Raw genomic sequence first — 16,614 nt, forward strand, 5'->3', positions numbered from 1 at the left:
GCGCGCGCTCCGATCAGCGGCGGCCGATGCGGGATGCGACTCGGGTGAGCCTGAACCAGTAGAAGCCGTGCCCCGCCAGCGTGAGCAGGTACGGCAGTTCGCCGATGGCGGGGAAGCGGACCCCGCCGATCAGCTCCACCGGATGACGTCCGTCGTAGGCGCGGAGGTCGAGTTCGGTGGGCTGGGGGAAGCGGGAGAAGTTGTGGACACACAGCACGAGGTCGTCCTCGTACTCGCGCAGGAAGGCGATCACGGCCGGGTTGGTGGAGGGGAGTTCGGTGTAGGTGCCCAGTCCGAAGGCCGGGTTCTGCCGCCGGATCTCGATCATGCGCCGGGTCCAGTGCAGCAGCGACGAGGGGTTGCTCATCGAGGCTTCGACGTTGGTGACCTGGTAGCCGTGGACGGGGTCCATGATCGTGGGGAGGTAGAGGCGTCCGGGGTCGCAGGAGGAGAAGCCGGCGTTGCGGTCGGGGGTCCATTGCATGGGGGTGCGGACGGCGTCGCGGTCGCCGAGCCAGATGTTGTCGCCCATGCCGATCTCGTCGCCGTAGTAGAGGATCGGTGAGCCGGGCAGGGAGAGCAGGAGGGCGGTGAAGAGTTCGATCTGGTTGCGGTCGTTGTCGAGGAGGGGGGCGAGGCGGCGGCGGATGCCGATGTTGGCGCGCATGCGCGGGTCTTTGGCGTATTCCGCGTACATGTAGTCGCGTTCTTCGTCGGTGACCATTTCGAGGGTGAGCTCGTCGTGGTTGCGCAGGAAGATGCCCCACTGGCAGTTGGCGGGGATGGCGGGGGTCTTGGCGAGGATCTCGGAGACGGGGTAGCGCGATTCGCGGCGGACGGCCATGAAGATGCGGGGCATGACGGGGAAGTGGAAGGCCATGTGGCATTCGTCGCCGCCGGAGGCGTAGTCGCCGAAGTAGTCGACGACGTCCTCGGGCCACTGGTTCGCCTCGGCCAGGATCACCGTGTCCGGGTACATCAGGTCGATCTCGCGGCGCACCCGCTTCAGGAACTCGTGAGTGGGCGGCAGGTTCTCGCAGTTGGTGCCCTCGGCCGCGTAGAGATAGGGGACGGCGTCGAGGCGGAAGCCGTCGATGCCGAGGTCGAGCCAGAAGCGGAGCGCGGCCAGGATCTCCTCCTGGACCGCCGGGTTCTCGTAGTTGAGGTCCGGCTGGTGGGAGAAGAAGCGGTGGAAGAAGTACTGCTTGCGGACCGGGTCGTAGGTCCAGTTGGAGGCCTCGGTGTCGACGAAGATGATCCGCGCGTCCGGGAACTGCTTGTCGTCGTCCGCCCACATGTAATAGTCGCCGTAGGGCCCGTCGGGGTCCTTGCGGGATTCCTGGAACCACGGGTGCTGGTCGCTGGTGTGGTTCATCACGAAGTCGATGATCACGCGCATGCCGCGCTGGTGGGCGGCGTCCGCGAACTCGACGAAGTCGGCGAGGTCACCGAACTCGGGCAGGACGGCGGTGTAGTCGGAGACGTCGTAACCGCCGTCCCGCAGGGGTGACTTGAAGAAGGGCGGCAGCCACAGGCAGTCGACGCCCAGCCATTGCAGGTAGTCGAGCTTGGCCGTGAGGCCCTTGAGGTCGCCGACGCCGTCTCCGTTGCTGTCCTGGAAGGAACGGACGAGCACCTCGTAGAAGACGGCACGTTTGAACCAGTCGGGGTCCCGGTCCTTCACCGGGGTGTCGTCGAAAGTGTCCGGGACAGGCGCGTTGACGCTCATGAGGCTTTTCACCCTCCGCTCTACGGGGTCGTTCGCTGGACGTGCAGCACGTGCGCGGGAGCCCGGCCGGGTTCGAGGCGCACATAGTTGTATCTGCCCCATTGGTAGGTCTCACCCGTCAGTTCGTCGCGTACGGCGAAGGATCGGTCGTCGTCCAGGCCGAGTTGCGGCATGTCCAACGACACCGTGCCCTCCTGGGTGTGATGCGGGTCGAGGTTGGCCACGACCAGAACCGTGTCCTCGCCGCTGGTCTTGCTGTACGCGATCAGCGCCTCGTTGTCCGTCGGGTGGAAGTGGACGTTCCTGAGCCGCCGCAGCGACGGGTGCCGTCGCCTGATCTCGTTGAGCCGGGTGATGAGGGGTGCGATGGTGTCTTCGGTGTGCCAGTCGCGGGGTTTGAGCTGGTATTTCTCGGAGTCGAGGTATTCCTCGGTGCCGGTGCGCAGGGGGGTGTTCTCGCAGAGTTCGTAGCCGCTGTAGATGCCCCAGGTGGGGGAGAGGGTGGCGGCGAGGACGGCGCGGACCTCGAAGGCGGGGCGGGCGCCGTGCTGGAGGTAGGCGTGGAGGATGTCGGGGGTGTTGGCGAAGAAGTTGGGCCGCATGTAGGCGGCGGCCTCGCCTGCCAACTCGGTGACGTAGTCGGTGAGTTCCTGTTTGGTGGTGCGCCAGGTGAAGTAGGTGTAGGACTGCTGGAAGCCGATCTGGCCGAGGGTGTGCATCATGGCGGGGCGGGTGAAGGCTTCGGCCAGGAAGATCACGTCGGGGTCGGTGGTGTTGATCGCGGCGATGACGCGTTGCCAGAAGACGACGGGTTTGGTGTGGGGGTTGTCGACCCGGAAGATGCGTACGCCGTGGTCCGTCCAGTGCCGCAGGACGCGGACGGTCTCGGTGACGAGGCCGTCGAGGTCGGCGTCGAAGGCGATGGGGTAGATGTCCTGGTATTTCTTGGGCGGGTTCTCGGCGTAGGCGATGGTGCCGTCGGGGCGGTGGTGGAACCACTCGGGGTGTTTGTCGACCCAGGGGTGGTCGGGGGAGCACTGGAGGGCGAAGTCGAGGGCGATCTCCAGGCCGAGTTCGCGGGCCCGGTTCACGAAGTCGTCGAAGTCGTCCAGGGTGCCCAGGCGGGGGTGGACGGCGTCGTGGCCGCCTTCGGGTGAGCCGATGGCCCAGGGCACGCCGACGTCGTCGGGGCCGGGGGAGAGGGTGTTGTTGCGGCCCTTGCGGTACGTCGTGCCGATCGGGTGGATCGGGGGGAGGTAGACGACGTCGAAGCCCATCGCGGCGATCGCGGGCAGCCTGCGCGCGGCCGTGGCGAACGTGCCGTGCGGCTCCTGCGGTGTGCCCTCGGAGCGGGGGAAGAACTCGTACCACGACCCGAACAACGCCCGCTCCCGCTCCACCAGCAGCGGCAGTTCCTCGGAGGCCGTGACGAACTCCCGCAGCGGATGACGGTCGAGGACCGCCTCCAGCTCCGGTGACAGCACGGGCGCGAGACGGTCGGAGACCGGCAGGGTGTCGTCGCGCAGGGTCTCGGCGGCGGCCAGGGCCAGGTCGCATTCCGCGACCGGCATCCCGGCGGCGGCCCGCTCGACGAGATCCGCGCCCTCCTCCAGCACCAGCCCGACGTCGATTCCGGCCGGGATCTTGATCCGGGCGTGACGGCGCCAGGTGGCGATCGGGTCGCCCCACGCCTCCACGCGGTAGGTCCAGCGGCCCATCGACCCGGGGGTGACGTCGGCGCCCCAGCGGTCGGTGCCGGGGGCGAGTTCACGCATCGGCGTCCACGGGCCGGGACGGCCCTCGGGGTCCGTGAGGACGACGTTCGCGGCGACCGCGTCATGCCCCTCGCGGAACACGGTGGCCGAGACCTGGAACGTCTCGCCGACGACCGCCTTGGCCGGCAACCGGCCGCCGTCGACCGCCGGGCACACCTCGCGCACCGGGATACGGCCCACGGTCCCGATCGGACCTGCCGGGTCGCGCCTCATGGATCTCGCCTCCGTCGTGCCTGAGGCCGGGCCCTTGCGTGGCCCGGCCGGGATCGAACCTGTGGGGAAAGGAAGGGGGGTACCCCGCCGTCGGGGAAGCGTCACCCTCCAGCGGGGGAACGGGTGAGCGCGACCGGTGGGCCGTGCCCGGCGGCGACGGCCACGGCCGGCCGCCGTTCCCGGTCCCGCGCGGTGGTGACGAGCCCGGTCCGCAGATAGCGTTCCGCGGCGTCCACGGCCTCTCGCGCGCACCGCTTCCCCATGAGCACGCAGAGGGTGTAGCCCGAGTCCTCGAAGGCGGACCGTACCGAGCGGTCGGCGGGGGTGGCGAGCATCAGCCGCTCCCAGGCCCGGTACCGCCGCAGCTGCCGGGCGACCTCGGCTTTCGCGGGTTGCAGCATCGCGCCGTTCACCTCCGTTGAGAGTCTCACTCATGGTGCACGGGCGACGACTGAGCGTCTTGTTGGACCTTCAACCACCGGGCGAAGTGGTGCACGCCCTGAAGAAAACATGAAGAGCGCCGTGAACAGGGTGTGCGGCGCACCGCCGTCGCCTCGTGTTGCACGAATGGCGTAGCGCTCGCAGAGTTGAGGTGACTCAGGAGCGATCACTGCTCACGCTATGCAATCGGGGCTCGTCCCGCCGGGACGAGGAGGAGCAGAAGCCTCGCCGGTGAGGAGCCAACGAAGATGAAGACCGCAGTGTCTTGCTACTACCACCTCGATGTGGAGGTCAGCCCCGAGCGGGTCGGCCAGGTCGGGCGCATCCTGGCCGCCCATCTCCGGTACTGGGACCTGGAGACCCTCGTCGAGCCCGTCCGCCGCGGCGCCGAGCTGCTGCTGAGGGCCATCGACGAGCACGCGAGCGACAAGCACACCTCGATCGAGCTGTGGTGGAACGGCCAGCACCTCATCACGGCGGTCGGCGACGACGACCGGGACCTGCGCCCCGACCAGGATCTGCGGGGCTGCCTGGAGCACATCGCCGCGATGAGCGACGGCTGGGGCTGCTGCGCCACCGAGACCGGGGGCAAGGTGATCTGGTTCTCGCAGCGCGCCCGCGCCGGGGAGCGGGTCCCGCTGGTGCCGACGCCGCCGGAGCCGAGCCTGCGGGCCGTCCTCCAGGTGCCGCGCGCCGCCTCCGTCGCGGACGGCTCCGCCGTCCCGGAGCGCGTCGGCGTCCTGGAGGGCGCCCGGTGACCGCTTCGCCTCGTCGCAGTTCAGGGGTGCCCGTCTGGAGCGGGCACCCCTACCCGTTGGGCGCCGAGTTCGACGGCGAGGGCACCAACTTCGCGCTGTTCAGCGAGGTCGCCGAATGCGTCGAACTGGTCCTCGTCGACGACGACGGCACCCACCACAGCGTCCCGCTCGCCGAGGTGGACGGCTTCGTGTGGCACTGCCGCCTCCCCGGGATCGGCCCCGGCCAGCGGTACGGCTATCGCGTGCACGGCCCCTGGCACCCCGGTCTCGGCCACCGCTGCGACCCCTCGAAGCTGCTGCTCGACCCGTACGCCAAGGCCGTCGACGGACAGACCGACAACGACCCCTCGCTGTACACCCCCGGTGCCGACAGCGCCGGGCACACCATGCTCGGCGTGGTCACCGACCCCCGGTTCGACTGGGCCGGCGACCGCCCGCCGCGACGCCCGTACGCCGACACCGTCGTCTACGAGGCCCATGTCCGCGGCCTCACCCGCGCCCACCCCGACGTACCGCCCGAACTGCGCGGCACCTACGCGGGGTTGGCGCATCCGGCGGTCGTCGAGCATCTGACGTCCCTCGGGGTGACGGCGGTCGAGCTGATGCCGGTGCACCAGTTCGTGCAGGACGGCGTGCTGCGGGACCGCGGGCTGTCCAACTACTGGGGCTACAACACCATCGGCTTCTTCGCCCCGCACAACGCCTACGCCGCGCACGGCGGCCGGGGCGGTCAGGTCACCGAGTTCAAGTCGATGGTGCGGGCGCTGCACGCGGCCGGGCTCGAAGTGATCCTGGACGTCGTCTACAACCACACCGCCGAAGGCAACGACCGGGGCCCCACCCTGTCCTTCCGGGGCATCGACAACGCCTCCTACTACCGCCTGGTGGACGGCGACTGGGGGCACTACTACGACACCACCGGCACCGGCAACAGCCTGCTGATGCGCCACCCCTACGTGCTCCAGCTCATCATGGACTCGCTGCGCTACTGGGTCACCGAGATGCACGTCGACGGCTTCCGCTTCGACCTCGCGGCCACCCTGGCCCGGCAGTTCCACGAGGTGGACCGGCTCTCCGCGTTCTTCGACCTGATCCAGCAGGACCCGGTGATCAGCCGTGTGAAGCTGATCGCCGAACCCTGGGACGTCGGCGAAGGCGGCTACCAGGTCGGCAATTTCCCGCCCCTGTGGTCGGAGTGGAACGGCAAGTACCGGGACACCGTGCGGGACTTCTGGCGCGGCGGCGAGAACACCCTCGGCGACTTCGCCTCCCGGCTGACCGGCTCCTCCGACCTGTACCAGCGCAGCCGGCGCAGACCGCGGGCCAGCGTCAACTTCGTGACCGCGCACGACGGTTTCACGCTGCGTGACCTCGTCTCGTATAACGACAAGCACAACGAGGCCAACGGCGAGGGCAACCGGGACGGCGAGAGCGCCAACCGGTCCTGGAACTGCGGCGCCGAGGGCGACACCGACGACGTCCGTGTCCTCGACCTGCGCGCCCGGCAGCAGCGCAACCTGCTCGCCACCCTGCTGCTGTCCCAGGGCATCCCGATGCTCTGCCACGGCGACGAGCTCGGCCGCACCCAGCGCGGCAACAACAACGCGTACTGCCAGGACAACGAAGTCTCCTGGATCGACTGGCGGTTGAGCGACGAGCAGCGCGACCTGGCCGCCTTCACCCGTCAGGTCGTCGCGCTGCGCGCCGCGCATCCCGTGCTGCGCCGCCGCCGCTACTTCCAGGGAGAGACCGTCACCTACGCCGGGCAGCCACTGCGCGACCTCGTGTGGTTCGCGCCCGAGGGCCGGGAGATGACGGACGCGGACTGGCGGCGCTCCGACGCCCACTCGGTGGCCGCCTTCCTCAACGGGGACGCCATCGCCGAACCCGACGCGTGCGGGCGGCCCGTCGTCGACGACTCCTTCCTGCTGCTGCTCAACAGCTACTGGGAGCCGGTGGACTTCGCGCTGCCCGACCCGTCGTACGGCGAGCGGTGGACGACGCTGATCGACACGGCCGACGCCCAGGGTGCCCCCGACGAGACGGAGCACAAGGCGGACACGGTGCTCAGGGTCGAGCCGCGGAGCCTGGTGGTGCTGTCGCGGCCCTCGCGGACCGTCAGCGCTCGCGCCGGGAGGTGACGGTGAACCGCGCGCCGTCCGGGTCGCGCAGCACCGCCTCGTCGCCCGCCTTCGTCAGGACGCTGCCGCCGCCGCTCTCGGCGGCCCGGGCGCAGGCCGACACGTCGGACACCGCGAAGTGGACCTGCCAGTGCGGCCGGATCGTGGGGTCGGGGGCCGCCTCCAGCGCGCCCGAGTCGATCCGCGCCACCACGTCGCCCTGACTGCGCAGGACGACCTCGCCGCCCTCGTAGTGCACCTCGCAGTGGCCCGGACGGTCGGTCGCCCAGTCGAGGATCTCGCCGTAGAAGATCGCCGCGTCGAAGGCGTCACGGGTGTGCAGCCTGATGAAGGCGGGGGAGGCGCGGCGCCAGGCGTCCCAGTTGGCGACGAGCGCCCCCTCCCAGATCCCGAAGGTCGCGCCGTCCCGGTCCGCCAGCAGCGCGGCCCGTCCGGGCGGGAAGGACAGCGGCCCGACCGCGGCGGTGCCGCCCCGTTCCCGGGCCCGGGCCACGGTCTCGTCCGCGCTGCGCACGGCGAAGTACGGCGTCCACGCGACCGCCGTCTGCCACATCGAGGCGACCGCCGCGATCCCCGCCACCGGCACCCCGTCCACCAGGGCGATCCGGAACCGGTCGCCGAGCCCCGCCGGGCGCCAGCGCCAGCCCAGCACCGTGGAGTAGAAGTCCTCGGTGGCCTTCACGTCCCGGGTGGTCAGGCTCACCCAGCAGGGGGTGCCGTAGACGGAGTGGGTGGAGACGGTGCGCGCCTTGCCGGCGCGCGGTCTGCTGTCGTCGCTCATGGAAGTCGTGTCCTGGTCTCGCCGGCCAGCGGTCGCCGGCGCCCCGTTCTCGACGGGCTCCTCCCAGTGTCCGGCCGGAACCGCCCCCCGCGCCTGCCGAGCACCCTCGGGCACGCGCCGCGGACGTGGCCGTACGCCCGGTGGCACCGGCCCGGCCGAGTGAGGAGGATGGGGGCGTGACCGAGGCGAACGAGGGGCCGTCCGACGACGCCGACCGCATCTTCGAGCTCCAGGAGGAGGTCGAACAGCTCAAGGAGGCCGTGGCCTCGCACGCCGTCGTCGACCAGGCCATCGGCATGATGGTCGCCCTCGGCCGGGTCTCGCCCGACCAGGGATGGGTGGTCCTCAAGGACGTCTCCCAGCACACCAACGTCAAGCTCCGCAATGTCGCCGAGCTGATCCTCATCTGGGGACGGGACGGGGAGATCCCGCCGGAGATCAGCGCCGAGCTGGAGGCCGCCCTCGACCGGCACGGCCCGGCACAGATCCCGGAGGCTTCCCAGGACTGAGGCGGCCCGGTTCATCCGGCCTCGGCCTCCAGCTCCTCGCGCAGGTCGGCGAAGCAGGCGCTGAGCAGCCGGGAGACGTGCATCTGCGAAATCCCGAGCCGCCGCGCGATGGCGCCCTGGGTCATGCCGCGGAAGAACCGCAGATACAGGATCAGCCGCTCGCGCTCGGGCAGCGCCCGCAGACAGGGCAGGGCGGCCACCCGCTCCACGACGGTGTCGTAGCCGGGATCGGGCGCGCCGAGCGCGTCCCCGAGGGCGCAGCCGTCCACGCCCGGCATCTCCGCGTCCAGGGACAGCGCCGAGAAGCACTCCAGCGCCTCGGTCCCGGTCCGCACCTCGTCCTCGCTGAGCTGCGCCTGCGCGGCGATCTCGGCGATCGTGGGGGGCCGTCCCGGAAGGGTCTGCGACAGCTCCTTCATGGCGCGCCGCACCCGGTTGCGCAGATCCTGCACCCGGCGCGGCACGTGCAGGGTCCACATGTGGTCGCGGAAGTGCCGCTTGATCTCACCGGTGACGGTGGGGACGGCGTAGGCCTCGAAGGCGTGGCCGCGTGCCGGGTCGTAGTGGTCGACGGCCTTGACCAGGCCGAGCGCCGCCACCTGGTACAGGTCGTCGAGGGCCTCGCCGCGGCCCCTGAAGCGGACGGCGATCCGTTCGGCCATGGGCAGCCACAGCCGGATCAGCTCGTCGCGCAGGACCGTGCGCTCGGGCCCGTCGGGCAGCGTGGCCAGACGGGCGAAGGCCTGGGCGGTGTCGGGTGCGTCGTCGTGCGGGTGCGGCTTCGTCCTGGTGGCGGCAGGCATCGTGCGCACCTCCCTTTGAGGGGGTGTTCCGGGCGGGCGGACACCATGGGAGGGCGCGATACGGCCTGGGCGCAGGAGGCCTGAGCCGTGAGAACGGCTCCCATGGACGTGCCTCCTGTCCGAAGCACATAGAGGCGAATGCCCGGAGCGGAGGAATCCAAACAAATCAGGGCAAAAAACCGCGATCCGGAACCGCCCGACGCCGTCGGGTGACGCGACTCCATGGCCTTGTCCTGACTCCCCTTGTCCACCCTTGACCCTCCCTTGGGCTCTTTACCTCTGCTACAGAGCTAATGTCGGCCGTATGGAACAGGACCCCTTCCCGGACGAGCTGGCCGACGCGCTCATCGGCGTCCAGCGGCTGATCCGCCGCAGGCTGCGCCGGGAGATGCCCGATCCGCGGCTGCGGGGCGCCGAGGTCGAACTGCTGCGCCTGGTCGTCGGACAGCCCGGCATCGGCATCTCGGAGGCCGCCAAGGACCTTCTGCTCGCGAGCAACTCGGTGTCGACGCTGGTCAACCAGCTGTCGCGGCAGGGCTATCTGGTCCGTGAGACCGACCCGGCCGACCGCCGGGCGGCCCGCCTCGTGCCGACACCCGCGGCCGAGGAACGGCTCGCGACCTGGCGCAGGCTCCGCACGGAACTCGTCCGCGACCAGGTCGCCCGGCTCGACACCCAGGACCGCGAGGCGCTGGCCGCCGCGCTGCCCGCCCTGCACCGGCTGACCGGCCTGCTGCGCGAGGAGGAGTCATGACCACGGACGCCGTCGACTGCACCGGGCTCGTCCACGCCTTCGGGGACACCAAGGCCGTGGACGGACTCGACCTGACCGTCACCGAAGGGGAGGTGTTCGGGCTGCTCGGCCCCAACGGCGCGGGGAAGACCACCGCGATCCGCTGCATCACCACCCTGCTGCCCGTCCCGCCCGGCAAGGTCCGCGTCTTCGGCCACGACGCCGCCCGGGACCGCATGGCCGTACGCCGGCTCCTCGGCTACGTCCCGCAGCAGCTGTCCGCCGACCAGAGCCTGACCGGACGCGAGAACGTCGCCCTGTTCGCCCGGGTCTTCGACGTCTCCCGCCGCGAACGCGCCGCCCGTGTCGCACAGGCGCTCGCCGCCGTCGACCTCACCGACGCCGCCGACCGGCTCGCCAAGACGTACTCCGGCGGCATGATCCGCCGGCTAGAACTCGCCCAGGCCCTGGTCAGCGCGCCCCGGCTGCTGATCCTCGACGAACCGACCATCGGCCTCGACCCGATCGCCCGCACCGGCGTGTGGGAGCACATCAACGCCGTCCGCGAGGCCACCGGGATGACGGTCCTCGTCACCACCCACTCCATGGACGAGGCCGACCAGTACTGCGACCGCGTCGGCCTCATGCACCGCGGCCGGGTCCGCTCGCTGGGCACCCCCGACGAACTGCGGCGCGGGCTCGCCGAACGCCGCCACACCACCGCCCTGCCCACCCTGGAGGACGTCTTCCGGGACGTCGCCGGCAGCGGACTGGACGACCAGTCAGGAGACTTCCGCGATGTCCGAAGCACCCGCCGTACCGCAGGCCGTGTCGGCTGACGGCATCAGCCTGCTGCTCCAACCCCCCACGCCCCGCTCGGGATGGCGGCTGCTGCCCGCCCGCGTCGGCGCGATGTGCGTGGTCGAACTGCAGAAACTGCGCCACGACCGAACCGAGTTGTACACCCGGGCCGTCCAACCCGCCCTGTGGCTGCTGATCTTCGGCGAGACCTTCACCCGCATCAAGGCGATCCCCACCCAGGGCATCCCGTACATCGACTACCTCGCGCCCGGCATCATCGCCCAGTCCGCGATGTTCATCGCCATCTTCTACGGCATCCAGATCATCTGGGAACGCGACGCGGGCATCCTCAACAAGCTCCTCGTCACCCCGACCCCGCGCTCGGCCCTGGTGACCGGCAAGGCCTTCGCGTCCGGGGTGAAGGCGGTCATCCAGGCCGTCGTCGTCATCCTCATCGCCGCCCTGCTCGGCGTCTCGATGACGTGGAACCCGCTGAAACTGCTCGGCGTCGCCGTCGTCGTGGTCCTCGGATCGGCCTTCTTCGCCTGCCTGTCGATCACCATCGCGGGCATCGTCCTCAGCCGCGACCGGCTCATGGGCATCGGGCAGGCCATCACCATGCCGCTGTTCTTCGGCTCCAATGCCCTCTACCCGGTGTCGCTCATGCCCGGCTGGCTCCAGGCGGTCAGCAGGGCCAACCCGCTCAGCTACCAGGTCGACGCCCTGCGCGGCCTCCTCCTCGGCACGCCCGCCCACCTCGCCCTCGACTTCGCGGTGCTCCTCGTGGCCGCCGCGCTGGGCATCACGGTCGCCTCCTCGCTGCTCGGCCGGCTCGCGCGCTGATCATGGACGGGGACGTGATGTGCGGCACGCGCGGGAAAGGGCCCCGCGACCCGCTTCCGGCGATTTCTCCTGCGCACGGCTTGATCACCGATCAAAGGGGGTGAATGGGCTGGCCACAGCGCATTCTGCTCATTTGACAGTGCACTGAGCACACAGATAGGAAGCAGCTCTCTGAGGGTGGAGAGGTGCATTGTGGACGAGCCGAACGTGGTCGGGGACTGGCAGGAGTACGACGAGCATGCCGGCCTGCGTGTCCGCGTCCACCGCCTGGAGGCGTCGGAGCCGCCGCGCGGCCGGGACGACGCCGCCGAGGGGCTCACGTACTTCAGCCTCCGGGTGACCGTCGAGAACCGCGGCTCCCGGCACCCCACCGTCCATCTGGAGGACGGTCAGATCGATGTGCGGATCGGCGTCGAGGGCGAGAGCGCGTTCATCGACTGGCGCAACTCGCAGTTCATCGAGGGCTTCGACGTCTACCCGCTGCGCCGCGCCACCGCGGTGCTCTACGCGGCGGGACCGGAGGCCGCGCTCGGCCAGGTCGACGTGCAGATCCAGCTGCGGGTCGACGACGACTGGGCCGACCGGCGGCTGTGGGCCGGCGGGATCGGCACCGCCGAGGGCGTCCCGCTGGGCCCGGGCCGCGAGGGCCTGGCCTGCCAGGTGAGCAACTTCCTGCGCGACCAGGCCGAGGAGGGCACCGCCTGACCCCGTACGAGGGTCAGTGCGGGATGCCGTCGATGATCTCGCGGGCTCCCTGACGCAGCAGCGCCACGGCGACCGAGGTGCCGAGCGTGGCGGGGTCGAGCCGCCCCGCCCATTCGTGGGCGTTCAGCCGCGTCTTGCCGTCGGCGGTGAACACGCAGGCCCGCAGGGACAGTTCGCCGCCGTGGTCGATGCGCGCGTATCCGGCGATCGGGCTGTTGCAGTGCCCCTGGAGCACATGCAGGAACATCCGCTCGGCGGTGGCCTCCCGGTGGGTGTCCGGGTCGCCGAGCCCGCTGACCGCGTCGATCAGTTCGCTGTCGCCCTCGCGGCACTGGAGGGCGAGGATGCCCGCGCCGATCGGCGGCATCATCGTCTCGGGGGAGAGGACCTCGCTGACGACGTCCATCCGGTCGATGCGCTCCAGGCCCGACACCGCGAGCAGCAGCGCGTCCGCCTCGCCCACCGCGAGCTTCGCGAGGCGCCGGTTGGCGTTGCCGCGGAACGGAACGCACTCCAACTCGGGGTGCGTCGCCGCCAGTTGCGCGACCCGGCGGACCGACGAGGTGCCGATCCGGGTGCCGGCGGGCAGCTCGTCCAGGGTGAGTCCACCCGGATGGATCAGCGCGTCGCGGATGTCGTCCCGCTTCAGGAACGCCGCGAACGTCGTCCCGGCCGGAAGGGGCCGGTCGGCGGGGACGTCCTTGACGCAGTGCACCGCGAGATCGGCCTCCCCGGCCAGCAGCGCCGCGTCGACCTCCTTGGTGAACGCGCCCTTGCCCTCGACCTGGGACAGGTCGCCGAGCCACTTGTCGCCGGTCGTCCTGACCGGCACCACCTCGGTCCGCACCCCCGGGTGCAGGGCGGTCAACTCGGCGCGGACGCGCTCCACTTGGGCCAGCGCCATCGGCGAGTCGCGGGAGACGATACGGATCAGTTCGGGCACGGACATGCGGGACACGATAGACCCTCACGGGGTGCCGTCAGCCCACTACCGGGGTTCACGTGAGTGGTTGGCTCATCTCCACGGAGCGCAGCGCGGCGGCCAGTGCCTGGTCGTCGCCCACGTCCAGGGCCGTGTCGGTGAGTTTGATGACATGTTCGTCCCCGTGGGCGAGCGCGCGTTCGACGACCTCCGGTGCGCTGAGCCGGACGGGTGGCTCGTAGGTCACCGCCTGCACCGGTCCGTACAGGGCGACGACCGCCGCGGACGCCGACCACGCGGCCCGCAGGCTGGGTGCCCACAGCTCGCGCGGCAGGGAATCGAGCGTGCGGAGCACGGCGTTGGGGGCGGTGGCCGCGTGCACGAGCATCGTCGGCTCGCCGTGGCCGTGGGTGGCGTAGCGGTGCGTCGCTGCCCGGACCAGTTCGGTGAGCCGTGCCCGGGCGGCGTCCGGGCCGGTCGCCCCATCCGCCCACCGGGGCAGCCCGCGCAGCGCCGCCAGCCGGTCACGGAAGCCCACGTGCCCCGGCTCGATCGGCGGTACGGCGTTCAGGGCCTCCTCGGCCGTCGGGGCGCCACCCGGCAGCACGGCGAGGCTGGTCACCGGCTGGTGGCGGGCCGCCCAGTAGCCCAGCGCGTGCGCGAACTCGGCGACGCGGGGCGCGTTCTCGACGGCTTCGAGCGCGCGCACGGAGTGGCCGACCCGGATGACGGTGTGGGTGGCGCCGCCGTACAGGCCGGGGAGGAGCCTCGGCCACCACTCGGCGAGGACGTCCCGCCAGGCGCGGTCGGCGAGGGTGCGGGAGAAGTGGTCCGTCCAGTCGGCGATCCGGCGCGGATCGCCCAGCGCGGCACGCCAGTTGGCCTCCGTGACCCGCTCCACGCGGCCGGGGAAGTCCTCCAGCCGGTCCCGGTAGCGGTCCACCCAGCGATGGACCGCCCCCGCCCGGCCGTGCGCGGCGAGGGACTCGACGACCATCGGGGCGTGGTTGGTGAGCCGGCCCTCGCGTTCGGGGCCGGAGGCGTGCAGGCGTTCCAGGGCTTCTTCGAGATGTCCGCTGGTGGTCATGACCGGGACGCTATGCGCCGCCGGGGCATGCCGTGATCGGGCGCGGGGCGGAACCCGCGAGCGCCGGGGGTCCTAGGTCCCGCGCCCGATGCGTGCCGGCTACCGGCTACCGGCTGCCGGGTTCCTGTCAGGCGTTCGGGTCGAACGTGATGCCCGAGGGCTTCGCCGAGGACAGGTGCGAGGCGAAGTTCGCGTCCTTCAGGCCGAAGTTGGCGCTGCCGAAGTCGTACGCGCTCAGGATGTCCCGGATGCCCGACGGGTAGCCGTTCCAGCCGACCAGCGGCGGGTACTGCCAGGTGCCCTTGGCGTTCTCCGGCGGCTCGTCGCCCGAGTTGGCGAGCCGGAAGCAGTGCGTGCTGATGCCGTCCTTGTGGTAGACGATCTTCGCGTGGGTGCCGTCGAAGCGGACGCTGGAGGCCGCGCTCACCGTGAACGAGCCGTGGTTCGACGTCGACACGTACTGGACGGTGCCGTTCTGCACCCAGATCACGACGTGCTCCCAGTCGTGCCGGTGCCCGCCGATGCTGCTGTTGGCGAGGGCCTGGTCCTTCTCGAAGTACAGGCCGTACAGGTAGGCGCACCAGCCGTTGTTGCACTTGTAGCGGGAGTACGTGTTCGTGTTGTCGAGGTCCGAGGCGTCGTGGCAGTCGCCGCTGAGCGAACCCGTCGGCTTCAGACCGCCGTTGACGGTTCCGTCGGGGCCGATCGCCGGGGTGGAGTAGCAGCCGTCCGTGTCGTAGTCGAAGGCCGGCTGGTACGTGTACTCGGCGGACTCGGCGTTGGACGGCAGCGCCGACGGCGGGGCGGCGAAGGCGAGACTGGGGAAGGCGAGCACGAGAGCGGCGGCGCCGGCCGCGCCGACGGCGAATCGCTTGCGGTTGACTCCGGAACGCTGTGACGACACCGCGTCCTCCTCTTGGGGCGGGGGCGCAGCCCAACGGCTGTGGGGGAAGGGGAAGTTCGGTGGCCCGGACGGGTTCCGCTTCCCGGGTCGGTCTACCTTCCCGGCTTTTCATGTCCGCGCCAAGAGGTCGTAAACGACTCACAGGTAACAAGCGCCGGAACAGCTGGATCTTGAACGGCATGTCGAACGGGAGGGCCCTACCGCGCGGGTCCGTCCTGGGTGAGGTCCTCGGGGGTGAGGTCGGGCCGGAGCCTCAGCCAGGACGGCTGGCGCAGCAGGCCCGCCCGGGTGCGCGTGCTGTAGCGGACCTCGCCGACCAGGCGGGGCGTCACCCAATGGGCGCCCTGCACCGGCGGTGCCGGGTCGAAGGGGCAGGTGTCCGTCGCGGAGGCCCGCAGCGACTGTGCCAGCCGGGTCCGTTCCGCCTCGCTCCACCCTGTCCCCACGCTGCCCACATAGCGCAGGCCCTCGCTTCCCCGTTGCCCCATGAGCAGCGCGCCCGGCAGTCCCGTCAGCCGCCCTCTGCCCGGCGTCCAGCCGCCCACGATCACGTCCTCGGTGTGCATGTTCCGGATCTTGATCCAGGAACGGGAGCGCACCCCGGGTTCGTACACCGAGTCCAGGCGCTTGCAGACGAGGCCTTCGAGTCCGTGCGCGCGGGTCGCCTCCAGCGCCTGGCGTCCGTGGCCGACGAGCGCGGCCGGTGTCGACCAGGAGGGCCCCTCGAGGCCCAGCTCCTCCAGCCGGCCGCGCCGCAGTTCGTAGGGGAGGGAGAGCAGGGGGTGCCCGGCCAGGTGGAGCACGTCGAACAGCACCAGATGCACGGGCACTTCGGCGGCCATGCGCCGCGCCCGGCCCGCCCCGAGCCCCATCCGCGCCTGGAGCGCCTGGAAGTCGGCGCGTCCCTGCCCGTCCGGCGCCAGTACCTCGCCGTCCAGCACGGCGGCCACGTTCCCCAGCGCCCCGCCCAGCGCGGCGAGTTCGGGGTAGGTCCCGGTGATGTCCTCCCCGGACCGCGCCCGCAGCCGCACGCTCCCGTCCCCGGCGAGATAGACGACGACCCGCTGACCGTCCTGCTTGGTCTCATAGGCCCACCGCCCGTCCTGCCCGGCGGGCGGCAGGGCTCCGGGCGTCGCGAGCATGGGCGGGATCAGGGGAAGGTCCATGGGGCTCGGCGGGCTCACACGCGTCACGGGTGTCACGGGATGACTTGTCGACCGGTCGCTGTGTCGGCACGCCCGGAGAGGACCGGGTTCGCCTGATCGGCGCCGAGGGGGAGGCCTCCGGCGGCGTGCGCCGGTCCGGACGGGCGGGTCGTTCAGGGGGTGGACGTCTGGGCCCGGGTGGCCCGGATTGCCTCGCAGGCGGCGGAGAAGGGTAGGGGGGCGCCTGCGTGGGGCGGGGCGGGGGGCGGGGGGGCGGGGGGGGGCGGGGGGCCCCCCCCCCCCCCCCCCCCCCCCCCGGGGCGC

16 protein-coding genes are annotated in these 16,614 nt (G+C 71.2%); 7 read left to right on the forward strand and 9 right to left on the reverse strand.

The features are described from left to right. Window positions 1-13 precede the first annotated feature (13 nt). From treS to ACIPSE_RS31620, 3 genes are all read right to left on the reverse strand, one after another. Window positions 14-1,729 (reverse strand): maltose alpha-D-glucosyltransferase, encoded by a 1,716-nt coding sequence (gene treS, locus ACIPSE_RS31610; protein WP_401669210.1) that lies wholly within the window; start codon window positions 1,727-1,729, stop codon window positions 14-16. A 20-nt stretch (window positions 1,730-1,749) separates the two neighbouring features. Further along, window positions 1,750-3,717 carry an alpha-1,4-glucan--maltose-1-phosphate maltosyltransferase gene (locus ACIPSE_RS31615; RefSeq protein WP_401669212.1) on the reverse strand — a complete coding sequence of 656 codons (1,968 nt, stop codon included), beginning with the start codon at window positions 3,715-3,717 and terminating at the stop codon, window positions 1,750-1,752. A 101-nt stretch (window positions 3,718-3,818) separates the two neighbouring features. Continuing rightward, entirely contained in the window at window positions 3,819-4,118 is a 300-nt protein-coding gene (locus ACIPSE_RS31620; RefSeq protein ID WP_401669214.1) for a DUF5133 domain-containing protein, read from the reverse strand. Between the two features lie 288 nt (window positions 4,119-4,406). Here ACIPSE_RS31620 and ACIPSE_RS31625 point away from each other — a divergent pair, with 288 nt between their 5' ends. Further along, window positions 4,407-4,916 carry a pep a2 gene (locus tag ACIPSE_RS31625; protein ID WP_401669217.1) on the forward strand — a complete coding sequence of 170 codons (510 nt, stop codon included), beginning with the start codon at window positions 4,407-4,409 and terminating at the stop codon, window positions 4,914-4,916. After that, window positions 4,913-7,057, forward strand: a complete 2,145-nt coding sequence (gene glgX / locus ACIPSE_RS31630; protein ID WP_401669219.1) for a glycogen debranching protein GlgX — start codon at window positions 4,913-4,915, stop codon at window positions 7,055-7,057. Before ACIPSE_RS31625 ends, glgX begins: the two co-directional genes overlap by 4 nt. Here the strand turns inward: glgX and ACIPSE_RS31635 are convergent. Next, complete coding sequence (locus ACIPSE_RS31635; RefSeq protein WP_401669221.1) at window positions 7,035-7,838, reverse strand: VOC family protein; 804 nt, start codon at window positions 7,836-7,838, stop codon at window positions 7,035-7,037. The genes glgX and ACIPSE_RS31635 overlap by 23 nt on opposite strands. Window positions 7,839-8,014: 176 nt before the next feature. Between ACIPSE_RS31635 and ACIPSE_RS31640 the strand changes: the two genes are divergently transcribed. Beyond that, window positions 8,015-8,347, forward strand: a complete 333-nt coding sequence (locus ACIPSE_RS31640) for an ANTAR domain-containing protein (protein ID WP_401669223.1) — start codon at window positions 8,015-8,017, stop codon at window positions 8,345-8,347. An 11-nt stretch (window positions 8,348-8,358) separates the two neighbouring features. Here ACIPSE_RS31640 and ACIPSE_RS31645 read toward each other — a convergent pair whose 3' ends face one another. Continuing rightward, window positions 8,359-9,150, reverse strand: coding sequence for a SigB/SigF/SigG family RNA polymerase sigma factor (locus ACIPSE_RS31645; RefSeq protein WP_401669225.1), 792 nt, complete (start codon window positions 9,148-9,150; stop codon window positions 8,359-8,361). Window positions 9,151-9,454: 304 nt separating this feature from the next. On the opposite strand from ACIPSE_RS31645, the gene ACIPSE_RS31650 reads away from it, so the two are divergent. From ACIPSE_RS31650 to ACIPSE_RS31665, 4 genes are all read left to right on the forward strand, one after another. Beyond that, on the forward strand, window positions 9,455-9,904 hold the full coding sequence (locus ACIPSE_RS31650) for a MarR family winged helix-turn-helix transcriptional regulator (protein ID WP_401669227.1): 450 nt from the start codon (window positions 9,455-9,457) through the stop codon (window positions 9,902-9,904). Further along, the gene (locus ACIPSE_RS31655; RefSeq protein ID WP_401669229.1) at window positions 9,901-10,722 is read left to right on the forward strand and encodes an ABC transporter ATP-binding protein; all 822 of its coding nucleotides are present in this window, start codon (window positions 9,901-9,903) and stop codon (window positions 10,720-10,722) included. The genes ACIPSE_RS31650 and ACIPSE_RS31655 overlap by 4 nt, the downstream gene beginning before the upstream one ends. After that, the gene (locus ACIPSE_RS31660; RefSeq protein WP_401669232.1) at window positions 10,682-11,527 is read left to right on the forward strand and encodes an ABC transporter permease; all 846 of its coding nucleotides are present in this window, start codon (window positions 10,682-10,684) and stop codon (window positions 11,525-11,527) included. The genes ACIPSE_RS31655 and ACIPSE_RS31660 overlap by 41 nt, the downstream gene beginning before the upstream one ends. A gap of 192 nt (window positions 11,528-11,719) precedes the next feature. After that, on the forward strand, window positions 11,720-12,232 hold the full coding sequence (locus ACIPSE_RS31665; RefSeq protein WP_401669234.1) for a hypothetical protein: 513 nt from the start codon (window positions 11,720-11,722) through the stop codon (window positions 12,230-12,232). Between the two features lie 13 nt (window positions 12,233-12,245). Here ACIPSE_RS31665 and hemC read toward each other — a convergent pair whose 3' ends face one another. The 4 genes from hemC to ligD form a co-directional block, all read right to left on the reverse strand. Next, window positions 12,246-13,181, reverse strand: coding sequence for a hydroxymethylbilane synthase (gene hemC / locus ACIPSE_RS31670; RefSeq protein ID WP_401669236.1), 936 nt, complete (start codon window positions 13,179-13,181; stop codon window positions 12,246-12,248). Between the two features lie 49 nt (window positions 13,182-13,230). Continuing rightward, on the reverse strand, window positions 13,231-14,241 hold the full coding sequence (locus ACIPSE_RS31675; protein WP_401669238.1) for a questin oxidase family protein: 1,011 nt from the start codon (window positions 14,239-14,241) through the stop codon (window positions 13,231-13,233). 127 nt (window positions 14,242-14,368) lie between these two features. Next, window positions 14,369-15,145, reverse strand: coding sequence for an NPP1 family protein (locus ACIPSE_RS31680; protein WP_401669241.1), 777 nt, complete (start codon window positions 15,143-15,145; stop codon window positions 14,369-14,371). 197 nt (window positions 15,146-15,342) lie between these two features. After that, a complete protein-coding gene (ligD, locus tag ACIPSE_RS31685; RefSeq protein ID WP_401669272.1) occupies window positions 15,343-16,311 on the reverse strand; it encodes a non-homologous end-joining DNA ligase in 969 nt (322 codons plus the stop codon). Window positions 16,312-16,614 lie beyond the last annotated feature (303 nt).

The organism is Streptomyces sp. NPDC090106 (assembly GCF_044747265.1).
Classification (GTDB): Bacteria; Actinomycetota; Actinomycetes; order Streptomycetales; family Streptomycetaceae; genus Streptomyces.

Excerpts from the sequence above, each read along its gene's own strand:
- treS (WP_401669210.1), bottom strand. The coding sequence starts at position 1,729 with ATGAGCGTCAACGCGCCTGTCCCGGACACTTTCGACGACACCCCGGTG.
- ACIPSE_RS31615 (WP_401669212.1), bottom strand. The coding sequence starts at position 3,717 with ATGAGGCGCGACCCGGCAGGTCCGATCGGGACCGTGGGCCGTATCCCG.
- ACIPSE_RS31620 (WP_401669214.1), bottom strand. The coding sequence starts at position 4,118 with ATGCTGCAACCCGCGAAAGCCGAGGTCGCCCGGCAGCTGCGGCGGTAC.
- ACIPSE_RS31625 (WP_401669217.1), top strand. The coding sequence starts at position 4,407 with ATGAAGACCGCAGTGTCTTGCTACTACCACCTCGATGTGGAGGTCAGC.
- ACIPSE_RS31635 (WP_401669221.1), bottom strand. The coding sequence starts at position 7,838 with ATGAGCGACGACAGCAGACCGCGCGCCGGCAAGGCGCGCACCGTCTCC.
- ACIPSE_RS31645 (WP_401669225.1), bottom strand. The coding sequence starts at position 9,150 with ATGCCTGCCGCCACCAGGACGAAGCCGCACCCGCACGACGACGCACCC.
- ACIPSE_RS31650 (WP_401669227.1), top strand. The coding sequence starts at position 9,455 with ATGGAACAGGACCCCTTCCCGGACGAGCTGGCCGACGCGCTCATCGGC.
- ACIPSE_RS31655 (WP_401669229.1), top strand. The coding sequence starts at position 9,901 with ATGACCACGGACGCCGTCGACTGCACCGGGCTCGTCCACGCCTTCGGG.
- ACIPSE_RS31660 (WP_401669232.1), top strand. The coding sequence starts at position 10,682 with ATGTCCGAAGCACCCGCCGTACCGCAGGCCGTGTCGGCTGACGGCATC.
- hemC (WP_401669236.1), bottom strand. The coding sequence starts at position 13,181 with ATGTCCGTGCCCGAACTGATCCGTATCGTCTCCCGCGACTCGCCGATG.
- ACIPSE_RS31675 (WP_401669238.1), bottom strand. The coding sequence starts at position 14,241 with ATGACCACCAGCGGACATCTCGAAGAAGCCCTGGAACGCCTGCACGCC.
- ligD (WP_401669272.1), bottom strand. The coding sequence starts at position 16,311 with ATGGACCTTCCCCTGATCCCGCCCATGCTCGCGACGCCCGGAGCCCTG.